Origin of the sequence: Muricoccus harenae, from assembly GCF_009848505.1 — a bacterium.
GTDB classification, from domain to species: domain Bacteria; phylum Pseudomonadota; class Alphaproteobacteria; order Acetobacterales; family Acetobacteraceae; genus Roseomonas; species Roseomonas harenae.
Genome location: NZ_WWDL01000009.1, coordinates 96,186 through 120,540, shown reverse-complemented (window position 1 = coordinate 120,540; position 24,355 = coordinate 96,186). Strand labels below are relative to the sequence as shown.

Annotated in this window: 26 protein-coding genes; 10 read left to right on the top strand and 16 right to left on the bottom strand. The window is 69.6% G+C overall.

Annotated elements, in window-relative coordinates:
• Positions 1 to 2: 2 nt before the first annotated feature.
• Positions 3 to 1,019 carry a D-cysteate sulfo-lyase gene (gene cuyA / locus GSE44_RS09085; protein WP_159348477.1) on the bottom strand — a complete coding sequence of 339 codons (1,017 nt, stop codon included), beginning with the start codon at positions 1,017 to 1,019 and terminating at the stop codon, positions 3 to 5.
• Positions 1,020 to 1,117: 98 nt separating this feature from the next.
• Complete coding sequence (locus GSE44_RS09080; RefSeq protein WP_159348476.1) at positions 1,118 to 1,558, bottom strand: acyl-CoA thioesterase; 441 nt, start codon at positions 1,556 to 1,558, stop codon at positions 1,118 to 1,120.
• A gap of 213 nt (positions 1,559 to 1,771) precedes the next feature.
• Here GSE44_RS09080 and minC point away from each other — a divergent pair, with 213 nt between their 5' ends.
• The 4 genes from minC to GSE44_RS09060 all read left to right on the top strand — a co-directional run bounded on the left by minC (position 1,772) and on the right by GSE44_RS09060 (position 6,222).
• The gene (gene minC / locus GSE44_RS09075; protein ID WP_235924658.1) at positions 1,772 to 2,500 is read left to right on the top strand and encodes a septum site-determining protein MinC; all 729 of its coding nucleotides are present in this window, start codon (positions 1,772 to 1,774) and stop codon (positions 2,498 to 2,500) included.
• Between the two features lie 123 nt (positions 2,501 to 2,623).
• Positions 2,624 to 3,442, top strand: a complete 819-nt coding sequence (gene minD, locus GSE44_RS09070) for a septum site-determining protein MinD (protein ID WP_159348474.1) — start codon at positions 2,624 to 2,626, stop codon at positions 3,440 to 3,442.
• On the top strand, positions 3,439 to 3,720 hold the full coding sequence (gene minE, locus GSE44_RS09065) for a cell division topological specificity factor MinE (RefSeq protein WP_159348473.1): 282 nt from the start codon (positions 3,439 to 3,441) through the stop codon (positions 3,718 to 3,720). Before minD ends, minE begins: the two co-directional genes overlap by 4 nt.
• A 144-nt stretch (positions 3,721 to 3,864) precedes the next feature.
• Positions 3,865 to 6,222, top strand: a complete 2,358-nt coding sequence (locus GSE44_RS09060; RefSeq protein ID WP_159348472.1) for a putative bifunctional diguanylate cyclase/phosphodiesterase — start codon at positions 3,865 to 3,867, stop codon at positions 6,220 to 6,222.
• A 40-nt stretch (positions 6,223 to 6,262) separates the two neighbouring features.
• On the opposite strand, the gene GSE44_RS09055 is transcribed toward GSE44_RS09060, so the two are convergent.
• Together GSE44_RS09055 and GSE44_RS09050 are read right to left on the bottom strand one after the other, a co-directional pair.
• Entirely contained in the window at positions 6,263 to 6,982 is a 720-nt protein-coding gene (locus GSE44_RS09055) for a DUF1028 domain-containing protein (RefSeq protein ID WP_159348471.1), read from the bottom strand.
• 73 nt (positions 6,983 to 7,055) lie between these two features.
• Positions 7,056 to 7,334, bottom strand: a complete 279-nt coding sequence (locus GSE44_RS09050) for a hypothetical protein (RefSeq protein ID WP_159348470.1) — start codon at positions 7,332 to 7,334, stop codon at positions 7,056 to 7,058.
• Between the two features lie 302 nt (positions 7,335 to 7,636).
• On the opposite strand from GSE44_RS09050, the gene GSE44_RS25615 reads away from it, so the two are divergent.
• From GSE44_RS25615 to GSE44_RS09035, 3 genes are all read left to right on the top strand, one after another.
• Positions 7,637 to 8,515, top strand: a complete 879-nt coding sequence (locus GSE44_RS25615) for a hypothetical protein (protein WP_235924657.1) — start codon at positions 7,637 to 7,639, stop codon at positions 8,513 to 8,515.
• 108 nt (positions 8,516 to 8,623) lie between these two features.
• Entirely contained in the window at positions 8,624 to 10,174 is a 1,551-nt protein-coding gene (locus GSE44_RS09040) for a L,D-transpeptidase family protein (protein WP_159348468.1), read from the top strand.
• Entirely contained in the window at positions 10,171 to 10,764 is a 594-nt protein-coding gene (locus GSE44_RS09035) for a YcbK family protein (RefSeq protein ID WP_235924656.1), read from the top strand. The genes GSE44_RS09040 and GSE44_RS09035 overlap by 4 nt, the downstream gene beginning before the upstream one ends.
• A gap of 72 nt (positions 10,765 to 10,836) precedes the next feature.
• Here the strand turns inward: GSE44_RS09035 and GSE44_RS09030 are convergent, their stop codons facing one another.
• Positions 10,837 to 11,283 (bottom strand): hypothetical protein, encoded by a 447-nt coding sequence (locus GSE44_RS09030; RefSeq protein WP_159348467.1) that lies wholly within the window; start codon positions 11,281 to 11,283, stop codon positions 10,837 to 10,839.
• 165 nt (positions 11,284 to 11,448) lie between these two features.
• Between GSE44_RS09030 and GSE44_RS09025 the strand changes: the two genes are divergently transcribed.
• Genes GSE44_RS09025 through GSE44_RS09015 form a run of 3 tightly spaced genes read left to right on the top strand, consistent with a single transcriptional unit; the run spans position 11,449 to position 14,754 of the window.
• Complete coding sequence (locus tag GSE44_RS09025) at positions 11,449 to 12,618, top strand: multidrug effflux MFS transporter (RefSeq protein WP_159348466.1); 1,170 nt, start codon at positions 11,449 to 11,451, stop codon at positions 12,616 to 12,618.
• 43 nt (positions 12,619 to 12,661) lie between these two features.
• Positions 12,662 to 14,287: a peptide chain release factor 3 gene (locus GSE44_RS09020; RefSeq protein WP_159348465.1), complete on the top strand. Its 1,626-nt coding sequence runs from the start codon at positions 12,662 to 12,664 to the stop codon at positions 14,285 to 14,287.
• The gene (locus GSE44_RS09015; protein ID WP_159348464.1) at positions 14,284 to 14,754 is read left to right on the top strand and encodes a hypothetical protein; all 471 of its coding nucleotides are present in this window, start codon (positions 14,284 to 14,286) and stop codon (positions 14,752 to 14,754) included. The genes GSE44_RS09020 and GSE44_RS09015 overlap by 4 nt, the downstream gene beginning before the upstream one ends.
• 9 nt (positions 14,755 to 14,763) lie before the next feature.
• Here the strand turns inward: GSE44_RS09015 and GSE44_RS09010 are convergent, their stop codons facing one another.
• The 11 genes from GSE44_RS09010 to GSE44_RS08960 all read right to left on the bottom strand — a co-directional run bounded on the left by GSE44_RS09010 (position 14,764) and on the right by GSE44_RS08960 (position 24,291).
• Positions 14,764 to 15,147 (bottom strand): hypothetical protein, encoded by a 384-nt coding sequence (locus GSE44_RS09010; RefSeq protein WP_159348463.1) that lies wholly within the window; start codon positions 15,145 to 15,147, stop codon positions 14,764 to 14,766.
• Positions 15,148 to 15,203: 56 nt separating this feature from the next.
• A complete protein-coding gene (locus tag GSE44_RS09005) occupies positions 15,204 to 16,139 on the bottom strand; it encodes a cation diffusion facilitator family transporter (protein WP_159348462.1) in 936 nt (311 codons plus the stop codon).
• Positions 16,140 to 16,190: 51 nt separating this feature from the next.
• A complete protein-coding gene (locus tag GSE44_RS09000; protein ID WP_159348461.1) occupies positions 16,191 to 16,871 on the bottom strand; it encodes a DUF599 domain-containing protein in 681 nt (226 codons plus the stop codon).
• A 92-nt stretch (positions 16,872 to 16,963) separates the two neighbouring features.
• Positions 16,964 to 18,175 carry an NADP-dependent isocitrate dehydrogenase gene (locus GSE44_RS08995; RefSeq protein WP_159348460.1) on the bottom strand — a complete coding sequence of 404 codons (1,212 nt, stop codon included), beginning with the start codon at positions 18,173 to 18,175 and terminating at the stop codon, positions 16,964 to 16,966.
• A 353-nt stretch (positions 18,176 to 18,528) separates the two neighbouring features.
• Entirely contained in the window at positions 18,529 to 18,930 is a 402-nt protein-coding gene (locus GSE44_RS08990) for a RidA family protein (protein WP_159348459.1), read from the bottom strand.
• On the bottom strand, positions 18,927 to 19,412 hold the full coding sequence (locus tag GSE44_RS08985) for an acyl-CoA thioesterase (protein WP_159348458.1): 486 nt from the start codon (positions 19,410 to 19,412) through the stop codon (positions 18,927 to 18,929). The genes GSE44_RS08990 and GSE44_RS08985 overlap by 4 nt, the downstream gene beginning before the upstream one ends.
• Positions 19,409 to 21,067 carry an AMP-binding protein gene (locus GSE44_RS08980; RefSeq protein ID WP_235924655.1) on the bottom strand — a complete coding sequence of 553 codons (1,659 nt, stop codon included), beginning with the start codon at positions 21,065 to 21,067 and terminating at the stop codon, positions 19,409 to 19,411. Before GSE44_RS08980 ends, GSE44_RS08985 begins: the two co-directional genes overlap by 4 nt.
• Positions 21,049 to 22,227, bottom strand: a complete 1,179-nt coding sequence (locus GSE44_RS08975) for an acyl-CoA dehydrogenase family protein (protein ID WP_159348457.1) — start codon at positions 22,225 to 22,227, stop codon at positions 21,049 to 21,051. The genes GSE44_RS08980 and GSE44_RS08975 overlap by 19 nt, the downstream gene beginning before the upstream one ends.
• On the bottom strand, positions 22,227 to 23,036 hold the full coding sequence (locus tag GSE44_RS08970) for an enoyl-CoA hydratase family protein (RefSeq protein WP_159348456.1): 810 nt from the start codon (positions 23,034 to 23,036) through the stop codon (positions 22,227 to 22,229). Before GSE44_RS08970 ends, GSE44_RS08975 begins: the two co-directional genes overlap by 1 nt.
• On the bottom strand, positions 23,033 to 23,542 hold the full coding sequence (locus GSE44_RS08965) for a MarR family winged helix-turn-helix transcriptional regulator (protein WP_235924654.1): 510 nt from the start codon (positions 23,540 to 23,542) through the stop codon (positions 23,033 to 23,035). The genes GSE44_RS08970 and GSE44_RS08965 overlap by 4 nt, the downstream gene beginning before the upstream one ends.
• The gene (locus tag GSE44_RS08960) at positions 23,539 to 24,291 is read right to left on the bottom strand and encodes an SDR family NAD(P)-dependent oxidoreductase (protein ID WP_159348455.1); all 753 of its coding nucleotides are present in this window, start codon (positions 24,289 to 24,291) and stop codon (positions 23,539 to 23,541) included. The genes GSE44_RS08965 and GSE44_RS08960 overlap by 4 nt, the downstream gene beginning before the upstream one ends.
• Positions 24,292 to 24,355 lie beyond the last annotated feature (64 nt).

Sequence of the window (24,355 nt, the reverse complement as noted above, 5' to 3'; positions counted from 1 at the left end):
TCCTAGGCTGCGTCGGCCGGCAACTCGAAGGCCTCCGGATAGCCGAAGAGGCCGACGGCGCCACCGGTATGGATGAAGACGACGTTTTCTTCCGGCTTGAACTGCCCCTTGCCGATCAGGTCGATCAGCCCGGCCATGCCCTTTCCGGAATAGACGGGGTCGAGGAGGATGCCCTCCTTCTCCGCCACCATCTTCACGGCCTCCACCATGCTCTGAGTGGGGATGCCGTAGCCCTGGCCGACATAGTCGCAATTCGCACGCACATGCTCGGCCTGCACCGTGCCGGCGGGCAGGCCGAGATGGTCCGCCGTGCGCTGGGCCAGCGCCAGGACATTGGCCTCCTGCTTCTCGCGCGGCGCGCGGACGCCGATGCCGAGCACGGGGATTCCGCTGTTCAGGCCCACGAGGCCCGCGACCAGCCCGGCCTGGGTCCCGGCGCTGCCCGTGGCATGCACGACATGGTCGATCCGCAGGTCCATGGCGGCGGCCTGGGCCACCAGCTCCAGCGCCGCGCCGACATAGCCGAGAGCGCCCACCGGATTGGAGCCGCCGCCCGGAATGACATAGGGGCGCTTGCCGGATTTCCGCAGCTCCGCGGCAAGTGCCTCCATCTCCGCCTGCATGTCCGCGCCGCCCGGGCGGCGGAAGACAATGGCGCCGTGCAGCTTGTCCATCATCACATTGGCGGATTGCGTATAGGCGGGGTCGGTGTAGCCCGTCCGGTCCTCGAGCAGGATGTGGCAGGCGAAGCCCAGCTTCGCGGCGGCGGCCGCGGTCTGGCGGGCATGGTTGGACTGGGTGGCGCCCTGGGTGATGATCGTGTCAGCCCCTTGCGCGCGGGCCTCGGCCATCAGGTATTCCAGCTTACGGGTCTTGTTGCCCCCTGTGGAAAGCCCGGTGCAGTCGTCCCGCTTGATCCAGAGTTTTGGTCCGCCGAGGTGCTTCGACAGGTTCTCCATCGGCTCCAGCGGCGTTGGGAGATGACCCAGGCGGATGCGCGGAAAGCGGGCGAGATTCATCGTATTGGCCTTGCTTGGACGTCGAGCGGCGGAGGCTAGAGCATTTTGGCGATACGCATAGCGGGCTTGCGCGGTCCGATGGCAGATGGGCACCGGCCCTAGCCGGTCAGCAGCGGGGCCACTGCCTCCCGCAGTGCCCGGGGCAGAGGGGTGGGGCGGGTCTGCGTATCGCGGTCCACATAGACATGGATGAAGTGGCCCTCGGCGCTCGCCTGCTCCTCCCTGTTTCGAAAGATGCCAATTTCGTAGCGAATGGAGGTGTTGCCGATCCGGGTCACCCTTAGCCCAGCGGTCACCAGATCGGGGTAGGAGACCGGGGCGAAGTAGCGGCAGCCCGTCTCGACCACCACACCGATCACCTCTGAGGTCCGGAGGTCAATGGCGCCGGATTCAAGTAGGAAACGGGACACCACCGTGTCGAAGAAGGAATAATACACGGTGTTGTTGATATGGACGTAGGCGTCGTTGTCGCCCCACCGGGTGGGAATCTCCAGGAAGTGGCGGTAATCGGCCCGGCCGGGGCGTTTCCTTTCGCTCATCGGTACTCCTCTGCTCTCGCGCCCCGTGAGGCTGCCCCGTGAGGCTGGCTCTGTGGCCCCTGGCTCTGTGGCCCTGGAGCGGCACTGGAGGGTTCCCGCACGCCGCTGAACGCGCAAGGCTTCGCCTCCGAGGCAGTTCCCTGTAATGAGGGGGGAACCCCCGCCAACAGGACCCTGCACGCCCGAATGTCATCTCCCGCGTCTGAAGCCCGATTGGAGCCGTTCCGGCTGCGCGGGGCCAATTTCAACCTGCTGGTGCTGCGCCTGCTGGATCCCCGGGTGGAGGTGATTGTCCCCGCCCTGGCGGATCAGTTCCGCCGCGCCCCGGGCTTCCTTCGGAATGCGCCCATCGTGCTGGGGCTGGATGACCTCGATCCGGCGGCGGCACCCGATTTCGCCCATCTGACGGCCCAGCTGCGCCAGGTGCAGATCGCGCCCATCGGTACCACTGGCGGTGCGCCGGAGCTGCGTTCGGCCGCCCAGGCCGCCGGCCTGCCGCCGTTGCGGGCCGCCGGCGGGGACGCATCGCAGCCGGAGGCGATGCCCATGCCCGCCCCGGCCGCCGTCTCCGCCCCGCCGCCCATTCCCGAGCCACCACCGCCCTCCGGCTGGCAGCCGACCATGGTGGTGGACCAGGCGGTGCGCGCCGGGCAGCGGATCTGGGCCCAGGGCTGCGACCTGATCGTGAGGGGCACGGTGAATCCGGGCGCCGAGGTGATCGCGGATGGCAATGTTCACGTCTATGGCACTCTGAAGGGCCGGGCGATTGCGGGCGGGGCTGACAACCTGTCCGCCCGCATCTTTGCCCTGAACTTCGAGCCCGAGTTGGTTTCGATCGCTGGCTACTATGCCGTGCGGGACGGGTTGGGGGATGCGCCGCTGGGCCGGACCGTGCAGGTCTGCCTGATCGGCGAGAGCATGCGGTTCGACAAGCTGGGTTAGCGCAGCGCCGACCCCGGAATACCCCTTTGCGGGACCGGTGCCGGGCATGCGATGGAGTGGAATGTTTCGCCCCGCCGCCCAATGAGGGGCGGGCGGCGGGATGAGGGGGCTGGAGGTCTGCGCATGGCGCAAGTGATCGTGGTAACTTCGGGCAAGGGGGGCGTGGGCAAGACCACTTCTTCTGCAGCCTTTGCGACCGGGCTGGCACAGTCCGGCAAGAAGACCGTGGTGATCGACTTCGACGTCGGGCTGCGGAACCTGGACCTGATCATGGGGGTCGAGCGCCGGGTTGTCTTCGACATCGTCAACGTGATCAGCGGCGAGGCGAAGCTCAACCAGGCGTTGATCCGGGACAAGCGGGTGGAGACGCTCTCCATCCTCCCTGCCAGCCAGACGCGGGACAAGGACGCTCTGACCAAGGAGGGCGTGCAGACCATCATTGAGGAGCTGTCGAAGGACTTCGACTACATCCTCTGCGACAGCCCGGCCGGCATCGAGAAGGGCGCGATGCTCGCCCTCTACTTCGCCGACCAGGCGATCGTGGTGACCAATCCCGAGGTCTCCTCCGTCCGCGACAGCGACCGCATCCTGGGCGTGCTCCAGTCCAAGTCGAAGCGGGCCGAGGAGAAGCGGGACCCAGTCAAGGAGCACCTGCTGGTCACCCGCTACGATCCGGTGCGCGTCGAGCGGGGCGAGATGCTGAAGCTGGAGGACATCCAGGAAATCCTGCGCATCCCCCTGCTGGGCGTGGTGCCCGAAAGCGAGAGCGTCCTGAAGGCGTCCAACACCGGCAACCCGGTGATCCTGGACGGTGAATCCCAGGCGGGCCATGCCTACAAGGACGCGGTGGCCCGCTTTCTGGGCGAGGACCGGCCGATGCGCTTCGTCGAAGCCGAGAAGAAGGGCTTCCTTTCGCGCCTGTTCGGCGGGAGGGCTGCATGAGCTGGCTGAAATTCTTCCGGGGTAAGCAGGAAGAAGCGCCACAGACCGCATCCCAGGCGAAGGAGCGGCTGCAGATCGTGCTTGCCCATGAGCGCATCTCCCGCAAGGGTGAGGACTTCCTGCCCAAGCTACAGAAGGAAATCGTGGAGCTGGTGGCGCGCCATGTCGCCATCGATGCGGGCCGGGTGAATGTCTCGCTCGAGCGCGGCGGGGATCTTTCGACCCTGGCCATCGCCGTCGAACTTCCGGGGCCGGAGCCGGCGCGCCGCGCCTCCTGAGGAGGAGGCGCTTCTTTCTCGTCATGCGGCGCGCCCTGGGCGGCGCGCCGTGCCGGCCTCCAGGACGCTTAACCCGGCTTGCTTAACCCTCGGTCAAGGCCGGCGCCTCCATAATCCCACCCCTGACGGCGGGGGGACGGGTGGATGGCGCGGCAATTCTCACCCCGGCAGGCTCTGCGGTCGCGGCTGATCCTTCTTTCGGCTGCGCCATCGCTCGTCTGCCTGCTGGTGACGGCGCTCACGATCACCTGGCTCGTCGGTGACCTGCAGCGGGATCTCGCGGAGCGCGTGCTGCGGAATACGGGCACCGGGCTGGAGCAACGGATCGCCGAGCTTGGCGGGAGGATGCAGGGGCTGGCGGGGCTTCTCGGCCGCGATCCCCGACTGGTCCAAGCGCTGGATGCCGATGCCCCTCCGGACCAGGAGGTGCTGAAGCGCATGGTGAGGAAACTGCGGCGCGCCGAACCCTCGATCTGGGCGATTCACCTTGAGATTCGGCGGCCGGAACAACCTGTCCGGCGCTGGGGCTATGTGGAAGGCTGCGATGCCCCGCCGGATGCTCCCTGTGACCTGCCAGAACTGCCGGCGGTAAAGGGGGAGGCCGTGCTCGAACTCCCTGGACAGGCACGGGCGGTGATCCAGCTCAGCGCCTTCCTTGACCAGACCGCGGCGGAGCGGCTGGCGGCCGCCTATGCCGGGGCGGTGGTGGTGATCGCGGCTGGGGAGGTCCGGATCAGCACGATCGAGGTACCAGGAGGGGAGCTCGGCGACTGGGCGCCGCCCTGGTTGCGTGAAGCGCTGGCGGCAGAGCGGCTCGCAACCGGGCGGCTGAGGATCGAGGACCGGGACTGGCTGGCCCGCAGCACCCCGGTCGCCGGCCATGGCGGCGGGCCAAGGTCGGCGGTGCTGCTGCTTCTGCCGATGAAGGCCGGCACCGTTCCGGTCGATGAGACCTTGGCGATGATCGTGCCGGTGGTCACGGTCATCCTGGCTCTGGCCATGCTCTGCGCTGCCTGGGCCGCGCGCCGGCTGGCGGGCATGCTCGCGGATCTGGCTGAGGCCTTGCGGGGGCTTGGCCGGGGGGACCTGTCGGTTCCCATTCCAGCGGCGCCGCGGGATGCGCCGCGCGAGGTGGTCGAGCTGACGGATGCCTGCATCCTGTTTTGGGATGCCTCGGCGGAACGCAGCCGTCTGTTGGAGCGCCTGCGCTGCCTGGCAAATTTCTACGGGCTGACCGGCCTGCCCAACCGGGCCCTGCTAGGGGACCGGCTGGAGCTGGCGGTCGCCGCGGCCCAGCGGGACAGGACCGGGCTGGCCGTGCTCGCGATGGATCTCGACCACTTCAAGGAGGTGAACGACACCCTCGGCCATGCCGCGGGGGACGAGGTGCTGCGCATCGTGGCCGGGCGGCTCCGGGGCTGCCTGCGCGGAACGGATACGCTGGCCCGGATCGGCGGGGACGAGTTCGTGCTGGTGGCGCCGGGGCTGGAGGGGCCGGAGCAGCTCTCGGCCTTTGCCGCGCGACTGCTCGCCGCCATGAAGGAGTCGGTCGAAGTGGCGGCCGACCACCGCTTCATTGGCCTGTCCATCGGCGCCGCCGTCTTGACGCCCGGCCAGCCCGATGCCCGGCCTGAGGCGTTGATGCAGGATGCCGACCTGGCCCTTTACCAGGCGAAGGCAGAGGGCGGGTCCTGTCTGCGTGTCTTCGAGCCGAAGATGGATGAGCGCCTGCGCACACGGCGGGCGCTGGTCGCGGATCTGCGCAATGCCATGGCGCGGCAGGAGCTGACCATCCTGTTCCAGCCGCAGGTCTCGACGGCGACGCGGCGGATCAAGGGGGCCGAGGCCCTGCTGCGCTGGTACCACCCGCAGCGTGGCATGATCGGGCCCGATACCTTCATCCCGCTGGCGGAGGAGACCGGGCTGATCGTGCCGATTGGCGCCTGGGTGCTGGCGGAGGCCTGCCATGTCGCCTTCGGCTGGGGCGGCCTCAACTTGGCGGTGAATGTCTCGGCCATGCAGGTGCGGCAGGCGAGCTTCGTGGCAACGCTGGAGGGCGCGCTCGCGCGGTCCGGCCTGCCGCCCGAATGCCTGGAGCTGGAGATCACCGAGGCGGCGATGCTGGCCAATACGGCGGATACGCTCGGCATCCTCTCGCGGCTCCGCAGCCTTGGCGTGCGTCTGGCAATGGATGACTTCGGGACCGGCTATTCGTCGCTCGCGACGCTCCAGCGCTTCCGCTTCGACAAGATCAAGGTGGATCGCTCCTTCGTCCGCCATCTGGCGAGCGATGCGAGGGCGGTCGCGCTGCTGCGTGCCGTGATCGCGCTCGGCAGCGCGCTGGATGTCACGACCAATGCCGAGGGGGTGGAGGACGAGGGGCAGCTCTCGCTGCTGCGCGCCGAAGGCTGCGAGGAGGCGCAGGGTTACCTGTTCGGTCGCCCGATGTCGGCGGCGGACTTCCGGGGACAGGTGATGATGCAGGACGTGCACGCCGCCTGAGCGGCGGTACCCGCGGGCGGCTCCGGCCGTACGTGATCAGTCAGCGGCGGAAGCGCAGGTCCATGCCGGAGGCTTTCCAGGCAGCCTCGACAGCCTCCATGTCCACTTGGCCGGAAGGGTTCGCCTTGCTCGGCTGCCGGTCCAGGAAGGGGGCGCGGTCGCGCCGCCAGATGGCGAGCAGGCGCGTCAGCTCCTCGAGAGGGGCGGTGTGGTCGTCCACACGGATGTCGAGATCCGGAAAGTCCTCGCTCGTCACGATCTTCATCGCGGCGGATTGCCGGCCGCGCCGGTCGCCGCCGGCGGCTTCCCCGGCGTCCAGGGCCAGGGCCAGGCGCTCGGGCAGGGGGCGGTCGCCATGGGCTGCGAAGGCGGCGACCGTGTCATGCAGCACGGCAGGGCCCGCAAGCATGTTGCCGGCGACGGAGAAGCCGCATGAGGCGCGGTCCCCCGCCCATTCCACACAGTTCTCGCCGGTGAAGGCAGCGCTACGGCTGAAGCGATCGACCGCATGGATCTGTCGGAGGTGCCGGTTCTCGTCTCCGGCCAGCGCGCCCTCGATGGCGGCGGCGGGGGCGAGGCCGCGTGCGAGCCCGTCCAGCACGGCCGGGCCCAGATAGCGGTTGGTGAAGGATTGGGTGGAGACCGCGCCAACCCCCGCCCTGACATGGGGGCAAGAGGCGCCCACCGCGAAATTGCAGGTCGTCACGGCCACGGCGAAGGCGCCGCTCGCGGGGTCATGGGCCACGATGGACCAGGTCATGCGCCTGACGGCTCCTTCGATTCCGCCCCCAGATTATACGCAGCCGGCCGCGCCGCCAGCCGGGGTGGAGGGTTCAGGGCCTCCGGGCGAGGCAGAGGAGCCATGCGGCGTGGCGGGGACCGGCGGCCTCTCCCGCTTCCTCGAGCAGGGCGGAGGCGGCGTCATCCGCGGCGAGGCCGGCAGGCGGGGCGTCGGCCGTCGCGCGCCATGTGTCCAGCGAATGGCCTTCCAGCCGCAGGGGCAGGAGCTCCGCCGCGTGCAGCGCGCCGCGAAGGGCGGCGGCGGAGATGCCGGTGCGCGGTGCGGGACGCCCAAAGGGCGGCGGCGAGGCGGCGGCCCAGGGAGTCAGCATTCTCCACCACTGCCAGGACTTGGGCGCCAGGCCGGAGCAGGCGCGCGGCGCGGGCGGCGTCGGCCGCGAGACTGCCGTCAGCGGTGAGGATCGCGACGTCGAAGCAGGCCTCCGGAAGATCCTGGGCGGCGTCCGAGACGAGGGCGGATGCAGCCAGGGAGGCAGCGGCCAGGCCGGTTCCGCCGAAGGCCGCGACCCGCCGGCCGGCACAATCGCCCAGCAGTTCCGCGATGCGTGCGGGCAGGCCGCCCCAGGCGGTTGCGGCCGTGGGGCGCGGTGCCGCCGGAAGCGGGGGCGTTGCAATGCCGGGCTCCGACGCGGCGGACGGGCGGGGTGTCGAGACGGCGATCCAGGGCGGGAGACTGGAGGGAAGCGCTGGGCGTTGCACTGGCGATGCCGCAGGCGCGGCCGGCGGGATGCGAAGTCCCAATCCCTCCGGTGGACGGCTGGAGGGCGGCGCGGGGGGCTGGTCGGGCATGGCTGCCGGCGCGACCGGTGGGACGCGGAGGGCGAGGGCCTCCGGCGGCAGGCTGGCTGGCGAGGCGGGGCGGTCCTCGGCCGGCAGGACGCGGAGCGCCAGTGGCTCCGGCGGCAGGCCGGCGGGAAGCGTCGGCGCTTGGCCGGGTGCGGGCGGGATGCGGAGCGACAGCGCTTCGGGCGGCATGCTGGCGCGCGGGATGTCGGGCGCGGCAGGCGGTGCGAGAGGCCCCATGGTGGCCTCGGGTGTCTGCGTGGCCTTCGGGATGCTCGCTTACGATCAGCGTGGGGGCCGGGGGCTGCTCCAGCCCGGTGGCGCGTTCGGCAAGGGCGCGCACGGGCGCGGAGCTACGCATATCGGCGAGGCCGAAGGTTGGCCGGCGGGAGAAGACCACGAAGCCGTCATTGGCGAAGACGGGCGTGGTGCGGGCGAGCAGCAGGCGCAGCAGGGCGGGTGGCGTCTCCGCAACGCGCAGCGCCACCACCGCCCAGTCCGGCACGGTGGCGGGGTCGGGCTCGGCGAGCGGGCCGAGCACCGGGGCGAAGCTGGCTGGGGCGATGACGCGCAGACCGGGTGGCACGCGCCCTTCCAGGAAGTGGGCGGCGGCGGCCCAGGACGGGTCGGAAGCGTCTTCGGCAGGGGCGGTTTGCGACATGGCGCCAAGGTCGCGGCCTTCGGCGCCGGGATCAAGCGGGTGGGGTAGGCGGAATTCTCTGGCACGCCGCGGCCGAAGCTGCCACTGGCGCGTCGCCCTCGCTCCGACGGCGTATTCGCCTTTGCAGCGGGGCACCGGCGGCGCTATGCCTCCGGCATGCGAAGACGTGACGCCTTCTCCGGCCTCCTCGCGGGGCTGCTTCCGGCGCTTGGCCATGGCCAGTCCCCAGCTTCGTCCCTGGATCCGACCGCGGATGCGGTGCCGATCCAGCCAGCAGGGCCCGGCCCGCGGAGTTGGGACTCTGTCTTCCGCCTCGCGGCTCGGCTGCGGAAGCTCAACCATGACGGGCTGGACATCGCCGCTTATGCGATCCCGCCGGACGCCATGGGCTCCAGCGAGCCGGCGGCCTTCCATGCGGCGGTCTATCACGCGGCGAATGCGGCGCTCGGCGATCTGGTGCTCGGTCGGCTTCGCCAGCCGAGCGGGCGTGGTGACATCCTGCGCGATCCGGCTGCGGCCGACTTCCCGCGTTGGCAGGCGGAGCTGGTCGGCGCGCCCGAGCCGGCGCAGCTGTTCGACCGTGCCGTGGACCTGCCCGAAGGCGCGGCGGTGCTTCGCACGGAGCTGGCCAAGGCGGGCGGCATGGTGGCCAGCGGTGGCTGGCAGCCCATTCCGCCCGGCGTCGCGACGTTGGAGCCCGGCACGGTGGATGCCGCGCGCATCCCGGCGCTGCGGGCGCGGCTGAAGGCAGAGGATCCGGTGCTGGCGGCGGCGCGGGACGGCGGGGCCACCTATGACGCGCCGCTGGAGGCGGCCGTGCGGCGCTGGCAGGCGGCGAACGGGCTCGAAGTCGATGGGCGCGTCGGCGCGATCAGCCAGGCCGTGCTGAATCGCCCCGCCTCCGCCCGCGTGGCGCAGATCCGCGCGGCGCTGGACATGCGGCGCAACGCCCTGCGGCCGGGCGATGAGCGCCGGATCGAGGTGAACATCCCCGAATACCTGCTGACGGTGCAGGAGGGGTCGCGTGTGCTGCTGCAGATGAACGTGATCGTCGGCAAGCCCGCCCGCGCCACGCCGACCATGCGCGCCCGCATGACCACCGTGCAGTTCAACCCGGCCTGGGGCGTGCCCGAGCGCAATGCGCGCGAGGACCTGCTGCCCCGCTTCCGCCGCGACGCGGCGGGAATGACCGCGAAGGGCTTCCGCCTCTACAGCGTGGTGGGCGGCGAGCGCGTGCAGGTCGATCCCACCACCGTGGACTGGTCCGCCGTGCGGACGGACCGTTTTCCCTATCTCATCCGACAGGACGCCGGCGACGACAACGCGCTCGGACGAATCAAGTTCATCATGCCCAATTCCGAAGACATCTATCTGCATGACACACCGGACCGCGCCTTGTTCCGGCGGCCGGACCGCGCCTTCTCCTCCGGTTGCATCCGGTTGGAGCGGCCGAACGATCTGCTGAACCTCGTATTCGAAGGCATGGGCTGGGACGCGGCACGGGTGCAGCGCGCCTATGACAGCCGCCAGACCCAGTCGGTCGGGCTGCGGCGCAGCCTGCCGGTGCGGCTGCATTACAGCACCGTCGTCGTGGAGGGGTCGCGCGTGCGGATCCGGCCCGACATCTACGGGCTGGACACCGCCTATGTCCGCGAGATGGACCGCGGCGGGGTGCGCGTCGCGGCAGCCGGGGGGAATGCACGGTGATCCGCGTGCTGCAGGGTAATCGCCCCCATGAGCCGGAATGCCCCTGCTGCGCCGATGCGCGGCTGGGGCGGCGGTCGCTGATCGGCGCCGGGCTGGGGCTGCTCGCCTGCACCGTACCCGGCGGGGCCGAGGCGCAGGTGGCGCGCGGCACGCGGCGCGTTTCCGTCCAGCGCGCCTATACGAGCGATTCCTTTTCGGGCGTCTATTTTGCCGATGGGCGCTATGTCACCGAGGCGCTGCGGAAGCTGGACTGGGTGTTCCGCGACCTCTCGCGGGAGGAGGTGACGCCGATGGATCCGCGCCTTTTCGACGTGATGAATGCCGTGGCGGCACGGATGGAGGCGAACGAGGCCTTCCAGGTGATCAGCGGCTACCGCTCGCCCGAGACGAATGCCGCGACTGCGCGCCGCTCCGGCCGTGTCTCGACCGTGTCGCTGCACATGTCGGGCATGGCCGGCGACATGCGGATACCGGGGCGGGATTCCTATGCCATGGCGCGGCTGGCGGCGACCATGGGGCTGGGGGGTGTCGGCCTCTACCGGCGCGACGGCTTCGTGCATCTCGATTGCGGCCAGTCGCGCCGCTGGTGATCGCGGAGGCGGCGGGCTGGGCCCGCCGCACTCCTTTCCTGAGCTTTCCCGTGATCCGGCGCCCGCGCGACTTTAGGACGTCGCGCGGAGGGGATTGGCCATGAGCAGCCCGGCACGGCGCATCATCAGGGCGACCGTCAGGGCAGGGCCGATCGCCGCATAGGCCGGGGCCGGCGGCGCGAGCTGCAGGAAGGCGGCGAGCGCCTCGCGCCGGGTGGCGCGCTGGGCGAGGCCAAGCCCGATCAGCAGCGTCCCCTCCGCCGGGGTGACACGCGGGCAGAGGCGGCATCCCATCGAACCCGGGCAGGCCAGGGCGCGCAGCACCGCGTCCAGTGGACCGGCGGCCTCGGCGATTCCCTCCGTGACCAGGGGCAGGCGCAGCGCGACGAGCGGGGCACTGCCGGTCCGCGTCGCCTCGACCCAGGCGCGGCAGGCATCCAGCAGCACGGCCTCGGCGGGCGGAAGCTCTTCGGGTGCGGTGCCGCTCCAGGGCCAGGTGGGAATGCCGCGAGTGGCCATGGCTTGAATCTCCGTACTGGGCGTGCCGGAGGTTGCCTGGAATGATAATCGTTCGCAAGTTCAATGTGGCTGCTGACGCGATGCATGGCGCCCCGGCGATGAAGGGGGCTTCTCAGATGCCTCGCTGCGGCGCAGCAAGAGACCGCCCCGCCCCCGAGGATCCCCATGCCGTCCTGGCTTCCGCTGCTGCTCGGTTTCCTGACAGCTATCGGCCCCGTCTCGACGGACATGTACCTGCCGGCGTTTCCCAACATGGAGGCGGAGTTCGGCACCGGCCCCGGCAGCGCCCAGCTGACCCTGGCCTCCTGGTTTATCGGCCTGGCGGTGGGGCAGGTGACCCAGGGCACGCTGTCCGACCGCTTCGGCCGGCGCGGGCCGCTGATGGTGGGAACAGTGGTCTACACCCTTGCCTCGGTGGGCTGCGCACTCGCGCCGGACATAGGCTGGCTTGCCGCCTTCCGTTGCCTAGCGGCCTTCGGTGGCTCGGCGAGTTCCGTGATCCCGCGCGCCGTGGTGCGCGATATCGCGACGGGGCTTGAGGCGGCGCGGCTGATGTCGCGGCTGATCCTGGTAATGGGGGCTGCGCCGATCCTGGCGCCTTCGCTGGGCGGGCTGCTGCTCGGCCTGGCGGGGTGGCGCTCTATCTTCTGGGTGATGGCCGCCTATGGCGCCCTGTCCTGCCTGCTGGTCTGGCGGTTCCTGCCGGACACGCTGCCGGTGGAGAAGCGGCAGCGGCTCGGCCCGGCGGCGATGCTGCGCGGCTACTGGCGGGTGGTGTCCGAGCCGGTCTTCCTGACCCACGCGCTGCTGGGCTCGGCGGTGATGTTCGGGATGTTTGCGTATATCAGCGGGGCGCCAGCCATATTCATCGAGCATTTCGGGATCACGCCCGGGCAGTTCGCGGTGATCTTCGGCTGCTCGGCCTTCGGCTTTGTCGGGGGGGCACAGCTTAACCCCGGGCTGGTGGGGCGCCTTGGCTCGGGCCGGGTGCTGACCATCGCCTCATCGGCCATGCTGGGGGCCTCGCTGCTGCTCGCGGTACTGAGCTGGACCGGATGGGGCGGTCTCTGGGGATTTTTCCCGCCGATCGTGCTTCTGATGGCGGCGAGCAGCATGGTGCTGCCGAATTCAGCCGTGGGAGCGCTCGGGCGGCACGGACAGCGGGCGGGGACGGCATCCGCCCTGCTGGGGACCATGCAATTCGCCGTCGCCGCGATTGGCAGCACGGCAGTCGGCATTTTCGCCGATGGCACCCCTGGCCCGGTGGCGGCGGTGATCCTGTTCGGGGCGGTGATGACGGTGCTGCTGAATCAGCTTCGGCGCCGTTACGGGTGACGCGCGTGTTGCACCGCGCGCGTAACCTCGCCAGATAACGCCCATGGATCAGATCACCCCAGTTGAGGCCCTGTCGGAGGTGCCGGCGGGTGCCACCGTCGTGGCACGGGAAGCCGCGCGGCGCCGTGCCTTCGCCATCATCGCCCACCCAGATGCCGGCAAGACCACCCTGACGGAGAAGCTGCTGCTGCGCGGCGGCGCCATCCAGCTGGCCGGCCAGGTGCGCGCCAAGGGCGACCGGCGTCGCACCCGCTCCGACTGGATGAAGATCGAGCAGGACCGCGGCATTTCGGTCGCGACCTCGGTGATGACCTTCGAGCGGGACGGGGTGGTGTTCAACCTGCTCGACACACCGGGCCACGAGGACTTCTCGGAAGACACCTACCGGACGCTGACCGCGGTGGACGCGGCGGTGATGGTGATCGATGCCGCCAAGGGCATCGAGGCGCAGACCCGCAAGCTGTTCGAGGTTTGCCGGTTGCGCGACATCCCGATCATCACCTTCATCAACAAGATGGACCGCGAGAGCCGGGACGTCTTCGAGCTGTTGGACGAGATCGAGAAGACCCTGGCGCTGGACGTGACCCCGGCCGCATGGCCGGTGGGTTCCGGCCGCGGCTTCCTCGGCACCTACGACATGTTGGAGCCGGCGCTGCACCTGATGGCCGATGGGGCCGGCCCTGTTAAGCTCTCCGGGCTGGACGACCCGAAGCTGGATGAGCTGGTGCCGGCGGCGGAGGCCGAGGTGCTGCGCGAGGGGGCGGAGCTGGCGGGGGCCTTCCCGGCCTTCGACCTGGAGGCCTTTCGCCAGGGGACGATGACGCCGGTCTATTTCGGCTCGGCCCTGCGCGACTTCGGGATCGGGCATCTGCTGGAGGGGCTGTCGCGCTTCGCGCCGCAGCCGGGTGCGCGGCCGGCGGATACCCGCCGCGTGCAGCCGGAGGAGCCGGCGCTCACCGGCTTCGTCTTCAAAATCCAGGCGAATATGGATCCGAACCACCGGGACCGCGTGGCCTTCCTCCGCATCTGCTCCGGCCGGCTGGAGAAGGGGATGCGGCTGCGCCAGACCCGCACGGGCAAGCAGGTGCCGGTGAACGCGCCGCTGTTCTTCTTCGCCCAGGACCGGCAGGTGGCCCAGGAGGCCTGGCCGGGCGATGTGGTGGGCATCGCCAACCACGGCATCCTGCGGATCGGCGACACGCTGACCGAGGGCGAGGCGCTGAACTTCCGCGGCGTGCCGAGCTTCGCGCCCGAGATCCTGCGCCGGGTGATGATCGAGGATGCGATGGTGGGGAAGAAGCTCCGCACCGCTCTCGAGCAGCTGGCCGAGGAAGGGGTGGTGCAGCTGTTCCGCCCGCTGGACGGCACGCCGCCGGTGGTGGGCGTGGTCGGCGCGCTGCAGCTGGACGTGCTGGCCGAGCGGTTGAAGGCCGAATACTCCGTGCCGAGCCGCTATGAGGCGACGCCTTGGGCGATGATGCGCTGGGTCGTCTCGGACGACAAAGTGGCAATGGAGAAGTTCCGGCAGTCCGCGCCGCATGACACGGCGGAGGACCATGACGGGGCGCTGGTGGCCTTCTTCACCAGCGACTGGCGCCGCAACCGGGCGGAGGAGGAGTGGCCGACCCTGAAGTTCCTGAAGCTTCGGGAACAGCACGCGGCAACGTGAAGCTCTTCCTCGACCTGGACGGCGTGCTGGCGGATTTCGACCGCGGGGTCACGACTGTCACCGGCAGGCGGCCGGAGCAGCTGAAGCTGAAGACCATGTGGGGGGCGCTGGCCAAGGCGCCCGCCTTCTTCGACACGCTGGAGTTCATGCATGACGCGGAGGTGCTGTGGCGCTTCTGCGAGCCGCACCACCCCAACATTCTCACCGGCCTGCCGCTGGGAAGCTGGGCGCCCGAGCAGAAGAAGCGCTGGGTGGCCCGGATGCTGGGTGCGCATGTGCCGGTGATTACCTGCATGAGCCGCGAGAAGCCGCGTTGGTCCGGACCGGGCCATGTGCTGGTGGATGACCGCGCCTCTGCCCGCGAAGGCTGGGAGGCGAAGGGCGGCACCTTCATCCACCATGTTTCCGCGGAACGCTCCATCGCCGCGCTCCGGAAGCTGGGCTTCGAGGGCGCCGCCGAAGGCTGACCGGCCGCTTCAGCGCTGGGAGCCGAAGACGGCAGGGCGGAGGGCGATATGTTGCGGTTCGGGCAGGGGGGACCAGCCCCGCTCCCGGATCACGTCGTTGCTCTCGACTGGATCGCGGCCCGGTCCGAGCGACCAGGTGATATGGTAGGTGGAGCCGTCGGGGCGGTCCGTTGTGCCGCCGATCTCCACCACCAGGGCCTGCACACCCTTTTCATCATCGGCGAGGCCGACCACGCGGCCCTCGGTCTGGCGGGGCAGGGCGTGGTCCCGCTGGACCCCGGGTTTAAGCGTGACGTGATGCGCCATCACCCGAGGGTAGCGGGGTGGAATGAGGGCGAGAAGCGGATCGCGCTCCGCCACGGGCAGCAGCCAACCGAGGACCAGCTTGGACATTCCGTTCTCCCGTTGCTCCGGCTTCGGCGAGGGCCGGGCAGGAAGAACGCGCCGGATCAGCCTGGGGCGGCGACGGGGGTGACGGTGATGACCGAGCCCGGGATCAGATCGCGGAGATCGGCGGCGATGGCATCGGCCACGCGCTGGATGTCACCGATCTGCCGCTCCGGCGCGAAGCCGAGGGCGATGTCGACCTGGGCCTGCTTCCCGGCAATGCGCGACTTCACGCCGAGCAGCGCATCGTATTCCGTGAAATGGCTGGCCAGGGCCCGGTTGATCGAGGCTTGGCGGGCCTCGTCCAGGCTGCGGTCCAGCAGATGCGGCACGGATTCCCGCCAGAGGTTGACGGCGAGCTGGACCATCACCAGCCCGACGAATCCGGTGCCGAGGGCCTCGGCCAGGGGGCTGAGCCAGGGCGGGGCATCGCCCATCACCTCGCCGGCCGCGTTCACGCCGATGGCGACGGCGACGAGCGCCGAGGAGATGAGCTTCACCACCCGGCCGCGGATCTGCACCGTCATGATGGCCGAGGTGCCGTCCTTCCCCGCCAGCCAGAGGCCGCGCAGGGCAGCGGCGTTGAGCCCCAGATTGGCGACGGACAGCAGGGCGGCGAAGACCAGCCCCAGCCCCGCCTGTTCAGGTGGTGACCACCAGCGGGTGACGGCCGAGAAGAGCAGCCAGATGCCGCAGGCCCCCGTGGTCACGCCGATGGCGAGATTGGCGAATTGCTCCAGCTTGCCGACGCCGTAGTCATATTCGGTTGTGCGCCCGCGATGGATACGGCGCAGCACGGCGAGCAGCACCAGCTCGAGCGCGGCCATCAGAACGCCGCGTATCGTCTCCGCCACCATGGTGAGGGAGTTCGCGAGCAGGCCCACCACGGCATAGGGCACGAGGATCGAGCAATCGAGGAGGCAGGCGACGAGGATGGATCGCTCTCGCCGGCGCGCGGCATCGTCGAGCACGGGACGGGTGGGAAGGGACGTTGTCACGCGCCACAGAATGCCCGGCCATCTCCCCCGTGGCGAGGGTGAACGGCGCCCCTAATCCTGGGTGTTGAGCGCCGCCTGGACGGCGGAGCGGAACTCCCGCCGGTGCAGCTCGGAGACCACCCAGAGGGAAGCAAGGACGAAGGCGACCGGATGGACCATCCAGGCCAGCACCGCTAGGCCGAAGTAATAGGCGCGCAGCCCGGTGTTGAAGTGGCGGGCTGCGCGGTTGACGACCTCGGCCGCGATCTCGGCGGCGGGGACCGCGGCTGGTGTGCGGCCGAGGCCGCCGATGAGGATGGAGCCGTAGTTGAACTGGCGCAGCGCCCAGGTCAGCTCGAAGAAGGCCCGGACGAAGATGAGCAGGAGCAGGAGGACCCGCGCCTCCCAGCCGCCATCGGTGAGCGACGCCTCGGCGAAAGGCATGGCGCTCAGCACGTGGCGGCCGATCTCGGGTGAGGCGAGAAGAGCCATGGCGCCGCCGATGATGAAGATGCAGGTGTTGGCGAGGAAGGAGGTGGAGGACATCAGGTTCCCCACAATCCCCACATCCGCGATGCGGTTCTCCCTCGGGATCGCGGCGAGCAGCCAGCGGCGGCGGTGCTGGTCCATGGCGTGGATGACGCTGCGGCGGCGGATGGAGGGCACCCGGTCCACCAGCCAGGCATAGCCGAACCAGCAGGCGGCGAAGACCGCGAGGGCGAGGAGGTCGAGCGGGGTGAGAAAGCTGGGCATGTTGGTTCCGGAACGGCGAAGGGGCGGGGCCTTCCGGCGCCCGCCCCCTCACGATGCTAGCAACCCGCCTGCCACAAGGCAGGCGGCGCGGCTCAGGCGCGCGCCTTCTGCAGGTTCTCGTCCAACTTGTTGAGGAAGGCCTGGGTGTTGAGCCAGGGCTGGTCCTTGCCGATCAGGATGGCGAGGTCCTTGGTCATATGGCCGGCCTCCACCGTCTCGACGCAGACCTTCTCCAGCGCATTGGCGAAGTCCACCACATCCGGCGTGTTGTCGAACTTGCCGCGATAGGCGAGGCCGCGCGTCCAGGCGAAGATCGAGGCGATCGGGTTGGTGCTGGTCTCGCGGCCCTTCTGGTGCTCGCGGTAGTGGCGCGTCACCGTACCGTGCGCGGCCTCGGATTCCACCGTGTTGCCATCCGGGGAGAGCAGCACGGAGGTCATCAGGCCGAGGCTGCCGAAGCCCTGCGCCACGATGTCGGACTGCACGTCGCCATCGTAGTTCTTGCAGGCCCAGATATAGCCGCCTTCCCACTTCAGGGCGGACGCCACCATGTCGTCGATCAGCCGGTCCTCATAGGTCAGGCCGCGCTTCTCGAACTCCGCCTTGAACTCGGCGTCGTAGATGCCGCGGAAGATGTCTTTGAAGTTGCCGTCATAGGCCTTGAGGATCGTGTTCTTGTGGCTGAAGTAGACCGAGAAGTTGCGGGCCAGGCCGTAGTTGAAGCTGGCACGCGCGAAGCCCTCGATCGAGGCGTTCAGGTTGTGCTGCATCATGGCGGCGCCGCCCGCCTTGAAGGCGAACTCGCCGATCTCCTGCGGCTGCCCGCCCTCGGGAATGTAGGTCATCTTCACCGTGCCGGCGCCGGGGACCTTCATCTCAACCGCGCGGTAGATGTCGCCATACGCATGGCGGCCAACGACGATCGGCTTGGACCAATGCGGCACCAGGCGAGGAACGTTCTGGCAGATGATCGGCTCGCGGAAGATCGTGCCGTCGAGGATGTTGCGGATGGTCCCGTTGGGGGAGCGCCACATCTTCTTGAGGTTGAACTCCTTCACCCGCGCCTCGTCCGGGGTAATGGTCGCGCACTTGATGCCGACGCCATACTGCTTGGTGGCATTGGCGGCATCGATCGTGACCTGGTCGTCGGTCTGGTCGCGGTACTCGATGCCGAGGTCGTAATACTTCAGGTCGATGTCGAGATAGGGAAGGATCAGCTTCTCCTTGATGAAGCCCCAGATGATCCGGGTCATCTCATCCCCGTCCATCTCGACGACTGGGGTCTTCACCTTGATCTTGGCCATTCCGATCCTCGTGCGCTGCTCAAACGGGTGATGGGGCGGGTTGGTCCCCCGCCGGCATATCCAGGCCGGGCGGACCCCGGCGCGGCCGGACATTCGCACCGGGGCCCGGACCGTTCAAGGCGGGGGCATGCCGTTTCGGCTTCCCCTGCGCATCCATCCGCCCCTTTCCCTGCGCATCCATCCGCCCCTTTCCCTGCCGGGAAGCAGTCCCAGCTATGGCCTGCCAGGGGAGCGCCCGCGATGGAGACAGTCCGTGAATGCCCGCATTGCGGGGAGCCGACGGTGCCGAACCGGCTGGCCGATGGTAGCGTGGTCTGCTCCTGTGCTGCCGCGCGGCCGTTGCCGGGACCGGTTCAGTCGGGGATGATGGCGGTGGCCTCGATCTCCAGCCGCGCCTCGGGCTCCGCCAGTGCGACGACGCCGACAAGGGCCATGGCCGGGAAGTTGCGGCCCATCACGGCGCGGTAGGCGCGGCCCAGCTCGGGCAGGCAGGCGCGGTATTCGTCCATGTCCACGACGTACCAGGTGAGGCGGCCGATATGCTCCGGGCCGCCGCCAGCCTCCGCCAGCACGGCGAGGATGTTGCGCAGCGCCTGCTCGGTCTGCGCGACGAAGCCCTGGGCGATGCGCCCCGTCTCGTCCCAGCCGATCTGGCCCCCCACCAGCACCGTGCGGCCCCGTCCGGCCATGCCATTGGAATAGCCCCGCGGGGCGGGCCAGCCTGGAGGCTGGAGAATATCGAGGGGGCCGCTCATGCGGGGGTCTCCTGGAGGCCCGGGGCGCCGCATTCCGACTGGTAGCGCAGCAGGGCGGCGCGGAGGTCGGGGGGCACCGGAATGCTGCCCCGGCTGGCGAGGCTGGTGGTGGCGGTGACGAGGTCGAGCCTGGCCAGCTCCTCCTCGCCGCGATGGATGTGCAGGTCGTAGTCGTAGGAGGCGCTGCCGACGCGGCGAATCAGCGGGGTGAGGGTGACGTCATCCCCCATCATCCCTGGACGCATGAAGGTGGCGCCGGCATGGACGAAGCCGGTGCCGATACCGCGTTCGGCATGCATCGCGTGATAGTCGATGCCCAGGCGCTGGCGGAACAGGTCCTCAATGGCGGCATTGGCGAGAACGAACCAATTGGGGAAGAAGACGATCCCGGCCGGATCACAATCGCCGAAGCGGACCCGTGCCGCCGCGCGAAAGGCGGCGGCGGGCAGGGCGGAGGCGGCGATTGGGCTCGGGCGCGTCACTGGCACGCCATCTTGCGCAGGGCGAAGCGCTGCAGCTTGCCGGATTCGGTGCGGGGCAGGGCTTCGAGAAATTCGATCTCGCGTGGGGCCTTATAGGGCGCAATTTCGGCCTTCACATGATCCTGCAGCGCCTTCACCAATACGTCGCTCGCCAGGTAATCGCCCTTGAGCGCGACATAGGCTTTCACCAGCATGCCGCCCTTGCCGTCGGGTGCGCCGACCACGCCGCATTCGCGCACGGCGGGGTGGGTGAGCAGCGCGCCCTCCACCTCTGGGCCTGCGATGTTGTAGCCGGCAGCCACGATCATGTCGTCGCCGCGGCCCTGATAGCGGAAGAAGCCGTCCTCATCCTGGATGTAGACATCGCCTGGGATGTTCCAGCCGTGGCGGACATAGCTGGCCTGGCGCGGATCGGCGAGGTAGCGGCAGCCGATAGGGCCGCGGATGGCCAGCCAGCCGGGCGTGCCACGCGGGACCTCCTGGCCGTCGTCGTCAACGACCTTGGCCTGGTAGCCGGGCACGGCGAGGCCGGTGCAGCCGGGGCGGAGCGTTTCCTCCGGTGCCGCAACGAAGATGTGCAGCATCTCCGTGCCGCCGATGCCGTCCATCAGCCGCAGGCCGGTGGCCTTCTCCCAGGCATCGAAGATGGCCTTGGGCAGGGTTTCGCCCGCCGAGACGCATTTGCGGAGGGAGGAGATGTCGAACTGCCCCACCTTCTGCGCCATCACGCGATAGGCGGTGGGGGCGGTGAAGCAAATGGTGGCGCGGTGCTTCTCGATGGCGGGAAGGAGCTCGTCCGGCCCGGCCTTCTCCAGCAGGATGCCGGTGGCCCCGATGCGGAAGGGAAAGAGCACGAGGCCGCCCAGGCCGAAGGTGAAGGCGAGCGGAGCGGAGCCGATGAACCGGTCCTCCGGCGCCGGTCGAAGGACGTGGCGGGAATAGCCGTCGCAGATAGCAAGCATGTCCCGGTGGAAATGCATGGTGCCCTTGGGCAGGCCCGTGGTGCCGGAGGTGAAGCCGATGAGGCACACATCGTCAGCGGCGGTGTCGCAGGCGGCGAAGCCTTCCGGCTGCGCGGCGCAGCGGGCTTCGAGATCGCCGTTGCCCCAGTAGACGAGGTGCTTCAGCAGCGGTGCCTTGGCGGCGGCCAGCTCCATCTCCTCGCGCAGCTTCACGTCGCAGAGGGCGTGGCTGATGCGGGCCTTCTCCAGCATCTGCCCCAGCTCCTTCGCTCGGAGCAGCGGCATGGTGGCGACGACGACGCCGCCTGCCTTCAGCACGGCCAGATAAGTGGCGGTCATCCAGGCGTTGTTGGCACTGCGCAGCATGACGCGGTTGCCGGGCACCATGCCGAGATCGCGCGTCAGCACGTTGCAGATGCGGTCCACCCGGTTCTGCAGCTGGCGGTAGGTGAGGGTTTCCTCAGGCGTGATGAGGGCAGGGTGGTCGCCGCGACCCGTCTCGACATTGCGGTCGAGAAATTCGACGGCGCAGTTCAGGCGGGTGGGATAGTGGTAATCCTCGAGGTCGAAGAGGAGTTCGGGCCACTGGTCGCGCGGCGGCAGGTTGTCGCGCGGGAAGGTGTCGACATGCGCGCTGGGCGCGAAATCCGGCGTGGCGCCGGACCATTCGGCCGTCATGGTGTCGGTCTGCATTGTGCCGCCTCCTCGGCCCGCGCGCGCTCGGCGCGGGCGATGATGATCCGCTGCACTTCGCTGGCGCCCTCATAGACGCGCAGCGCGCGAACCTCCCGGTAGAGTTTTTCTGCAGGGTGGTCGCGGACGACGCCGTGCCCCCCGTGGATCTGCACGCAGCGATCCACCACGCGCTGCGCGGCTTCCGTCGCGTGGAGCTTGGCCATGGACGCCTCACGCGAAACGCGGGGCGCGCCGGAATCCTTGAGCCAGGCGGCGCGGTAGACGAGCAGCGCCGAGGTCTCCACCTCCACAGCGCTTTCAGCGATGGCGGCCTGGGTCATCTGCTGGTCGAAAAGCGGGCCGCCGAAAAGGTGGCGGTTGGAGGCGCGTTCCACCGTCAGATCGAGTGCGTGGCGGGCAAAGCCGAGGGCGGCCGCGCCGACGGTGGCGCGGAAAACATCCAGCGTCGCCATGGCCACCTTGAACCCATCGCCGGGCTTGCCGAGGCGGTAGGCATCCGGGATGCGTAGCCCGTCAAAGCGGAGCATCGCGAGGGGATGCGGGGCCGATACCTCGATCCGCTCCTCAATGGTCAGGCCAGGCGTGTCGGCGGGGACAAGGAAGGCGGAGAGGCCCCTGGCACCCAGCGCCTCGCCGCTGCGGGCAAAGACGACATAGGTGCCGGCGATGCCGCCATTGCTGATCCAGGTCTTGCTGCCGTCCAGCCGCCAATGCGCGTTGCCGTCACGTGTGGCGATGGTGGAGAGGGCGGCAACGTCCGAGCCGGCTTCGGGCTCGCTGAGGGCGAAGGCGGCCAGGGCAGTGCCGGCGCGGGCGGTGGGGAGGAAGGCGTCCTTCAGCCCGGCGTCACCGAAGAGAGTGATCGCGCCGGTGCCAAGGCCGGCCATGGCGAAGGCGAAATCCGCCAGCCCGGAATGGCGGGCCAGGACCTCGCGCGCGATGCAGAGGGAGCGGACGTCGAGCCTGCCATCCGCGGGCACAGCGGCGCGCAGGAGTCCGGCCTCGCCCATGGCGCGGGTAAGATTGCGGACGGCGTCATCCGTGTCGCCCTGCGACAGGCGCCCTGCATGAGCGGAAGCCCAGGCTTCCACCTCATCCGCCCAGTCCCGGTGCCGGGGTTCGAGGAAAGGCCAGGAGAGGAAGTCGCGATCGGGCATCAATCGCCCTCGAAGACAGGACGGCGCTTGGCGGCGAATGCCTCGTAGGCGCGGCGGAAGTCCTTCGTCGTCATGCAGAGGGCCTGGGCGACGGCCTCGGCCTCGATGGCCTGCTCCACGGACATGGACCATTCCATGGCGAGCATCCGCTTCGTCATGGCATTGGCGAAGCCCGGCCCCTCGGTGATCTGGCGGGCGAGGTCCGTGGCGGTCTGCATCAGCGCCTCGGGCTCGACGGAGCGGGAGAAGAAGCCCCAGTCCAGCCCTTCCTGCACCGACATGGAGCGGCCGGTGTAGAGAAGTTCCGAGGCGCGGCCCTGGCCGATGATGCGCGGCAGGATGGCGCAGGCACCCATGTCGCAGCCGGCGAGGCCGACCCGGTTGAAGAGGAAGGCGACCTTGGCGCGCGGCGTGGCGATTCGGATGTCCGAGGCCATGGCGATGATGGCGCCGGCGCCGGCCGCAATGCCGTCCACCGCCGAGAGGATGGGCTGCGGGCATGCGCGCATGGCCTTCACCAGGTCACCGGTCATGGCGGTGAACTGCATCAGGCCCCTGGTGTCGCGGTCCAGCAGCGGGCCGATGATCTCGTGCACGTCGCCACCGGAGCAGAAGTTGCCGCCGGATCCGGAGATGACGAAGGCGCCCACGGATTCGTCCTGCACGGCGGCGCGGAAGATTGCGACCAGCTCGGCGTAGGATTCGAAGGTGAGCGGGTTCTTTCGCTCGGGGCGGTCCAGCAGGATGGAGGCGGTTTTGCCCTCCACGCTGAGGTGCACATGGCGTGCCTGGAATTCGCTGAGGCTCATGCCTCGCCCTCCGAAATAGCAGCGCGGACGCCGCGGCGCGTGCGGTCCAGCAGGCGCAGCAGCGCGGCGCGGTCGGTGGCGGACAGGCCGCCGAGAAGTTCCGCGATCCAGCCTTCATGGGCGGCGGACTGGCGCGCGAATTCGCGGCGGCCCTGCGCGGTGAGGCGGAGCGTGACCGCGCGGCGGTCCTCGCGCACGGCGCGGCGCTCGATCAGGCCCTCTTCCTCAAGTCTCGTGGCGAGGCCGGTGACATTGCCGCCTGTGACCATCATGCGGCGGCTGATCTCGCCAGGGGTGAGGCCATCGGCTGCGCGTTCGAGCTGCGCGAGAAAGTCGAAGCGGGGTAGGGTTGTGTCGAAGCCCGTGCGCAGACGGCGCCGGATCTCGGCTTCGATCAACCGAGCGCATGAGAGCATGCGCAGCCAGAGGCGCAGGTCGTCCTTATGGCCCGCCGGGGCATGGTCGAGGGCGGTCTCGGCGTCGACATGGGTGTCGGGTGGCGTCACGGGACCTCCCCTCCATCCACGGCAATGGCCCGGCCGTTGATGGCGCTGGCAGCCTCCGAGCAGAGGAAAAGGACGGTGGCGGCCACTTCCGCGGGCTGCACGAGACGGCCCTGTGGGTTGTGTCGGGAGAGTTCGGCGCGCGCCTCCGCCTCGGACCTGCCGGTTTTCCCCATGATCCGGGCGACGCTTTCGGCGACAATGTCAGTTTCGGTGAAGCCGGGGCAAACGGCGTTCACCGTGACGCCTTTGGTGGCCACTTCCAGAGCCAGGGCGCGGGTGAGGCCGAGAAGCCCGTGCTTCGCGGCGGTGTAGGCGGTGACATAGGGGTAGCCGCGCAGCGCGGCGGTGGAGGCAATGTTCACCACCCGGCCCCAGCGGGCTTCCAGCATGGCGGGCAGGGCGGCGCGGGTGGCCGAGGCGGCGCCGAGCAGGTTCACGCGCAGCATCCGGTCCCAGATTTCGTCGCCGGTCTTCAGGAAGGGGGCGCTTTCGGCGGCGCCAGCGGCATTGACCAGGATGGCGGCGGCGCCGCGGCGAGCGAGGGCGGCGGCGAAGGCGCCCTCCTGCGTTACATCGGCCAGTTCGAAACCGGCGGCCTGGCCGGCATCAACGGCGGCGCGCAGCGGGGCTTCGCGGCGGCCGACCGCCGTCACGCGGGCGCCCGCGCGGGTGAGGGCACCCGCCACGGCCAGGCCGATGCCCGTCCCGCCGCCTGTCACGATCGCGTGCCGTCCGGTGATGCCGTCCATGATGCTTGAAGCCTAAAGTGTTTTCCCCGGATGCCGCAAGCGGCAGTTGAAAGCCTGGAAGCTT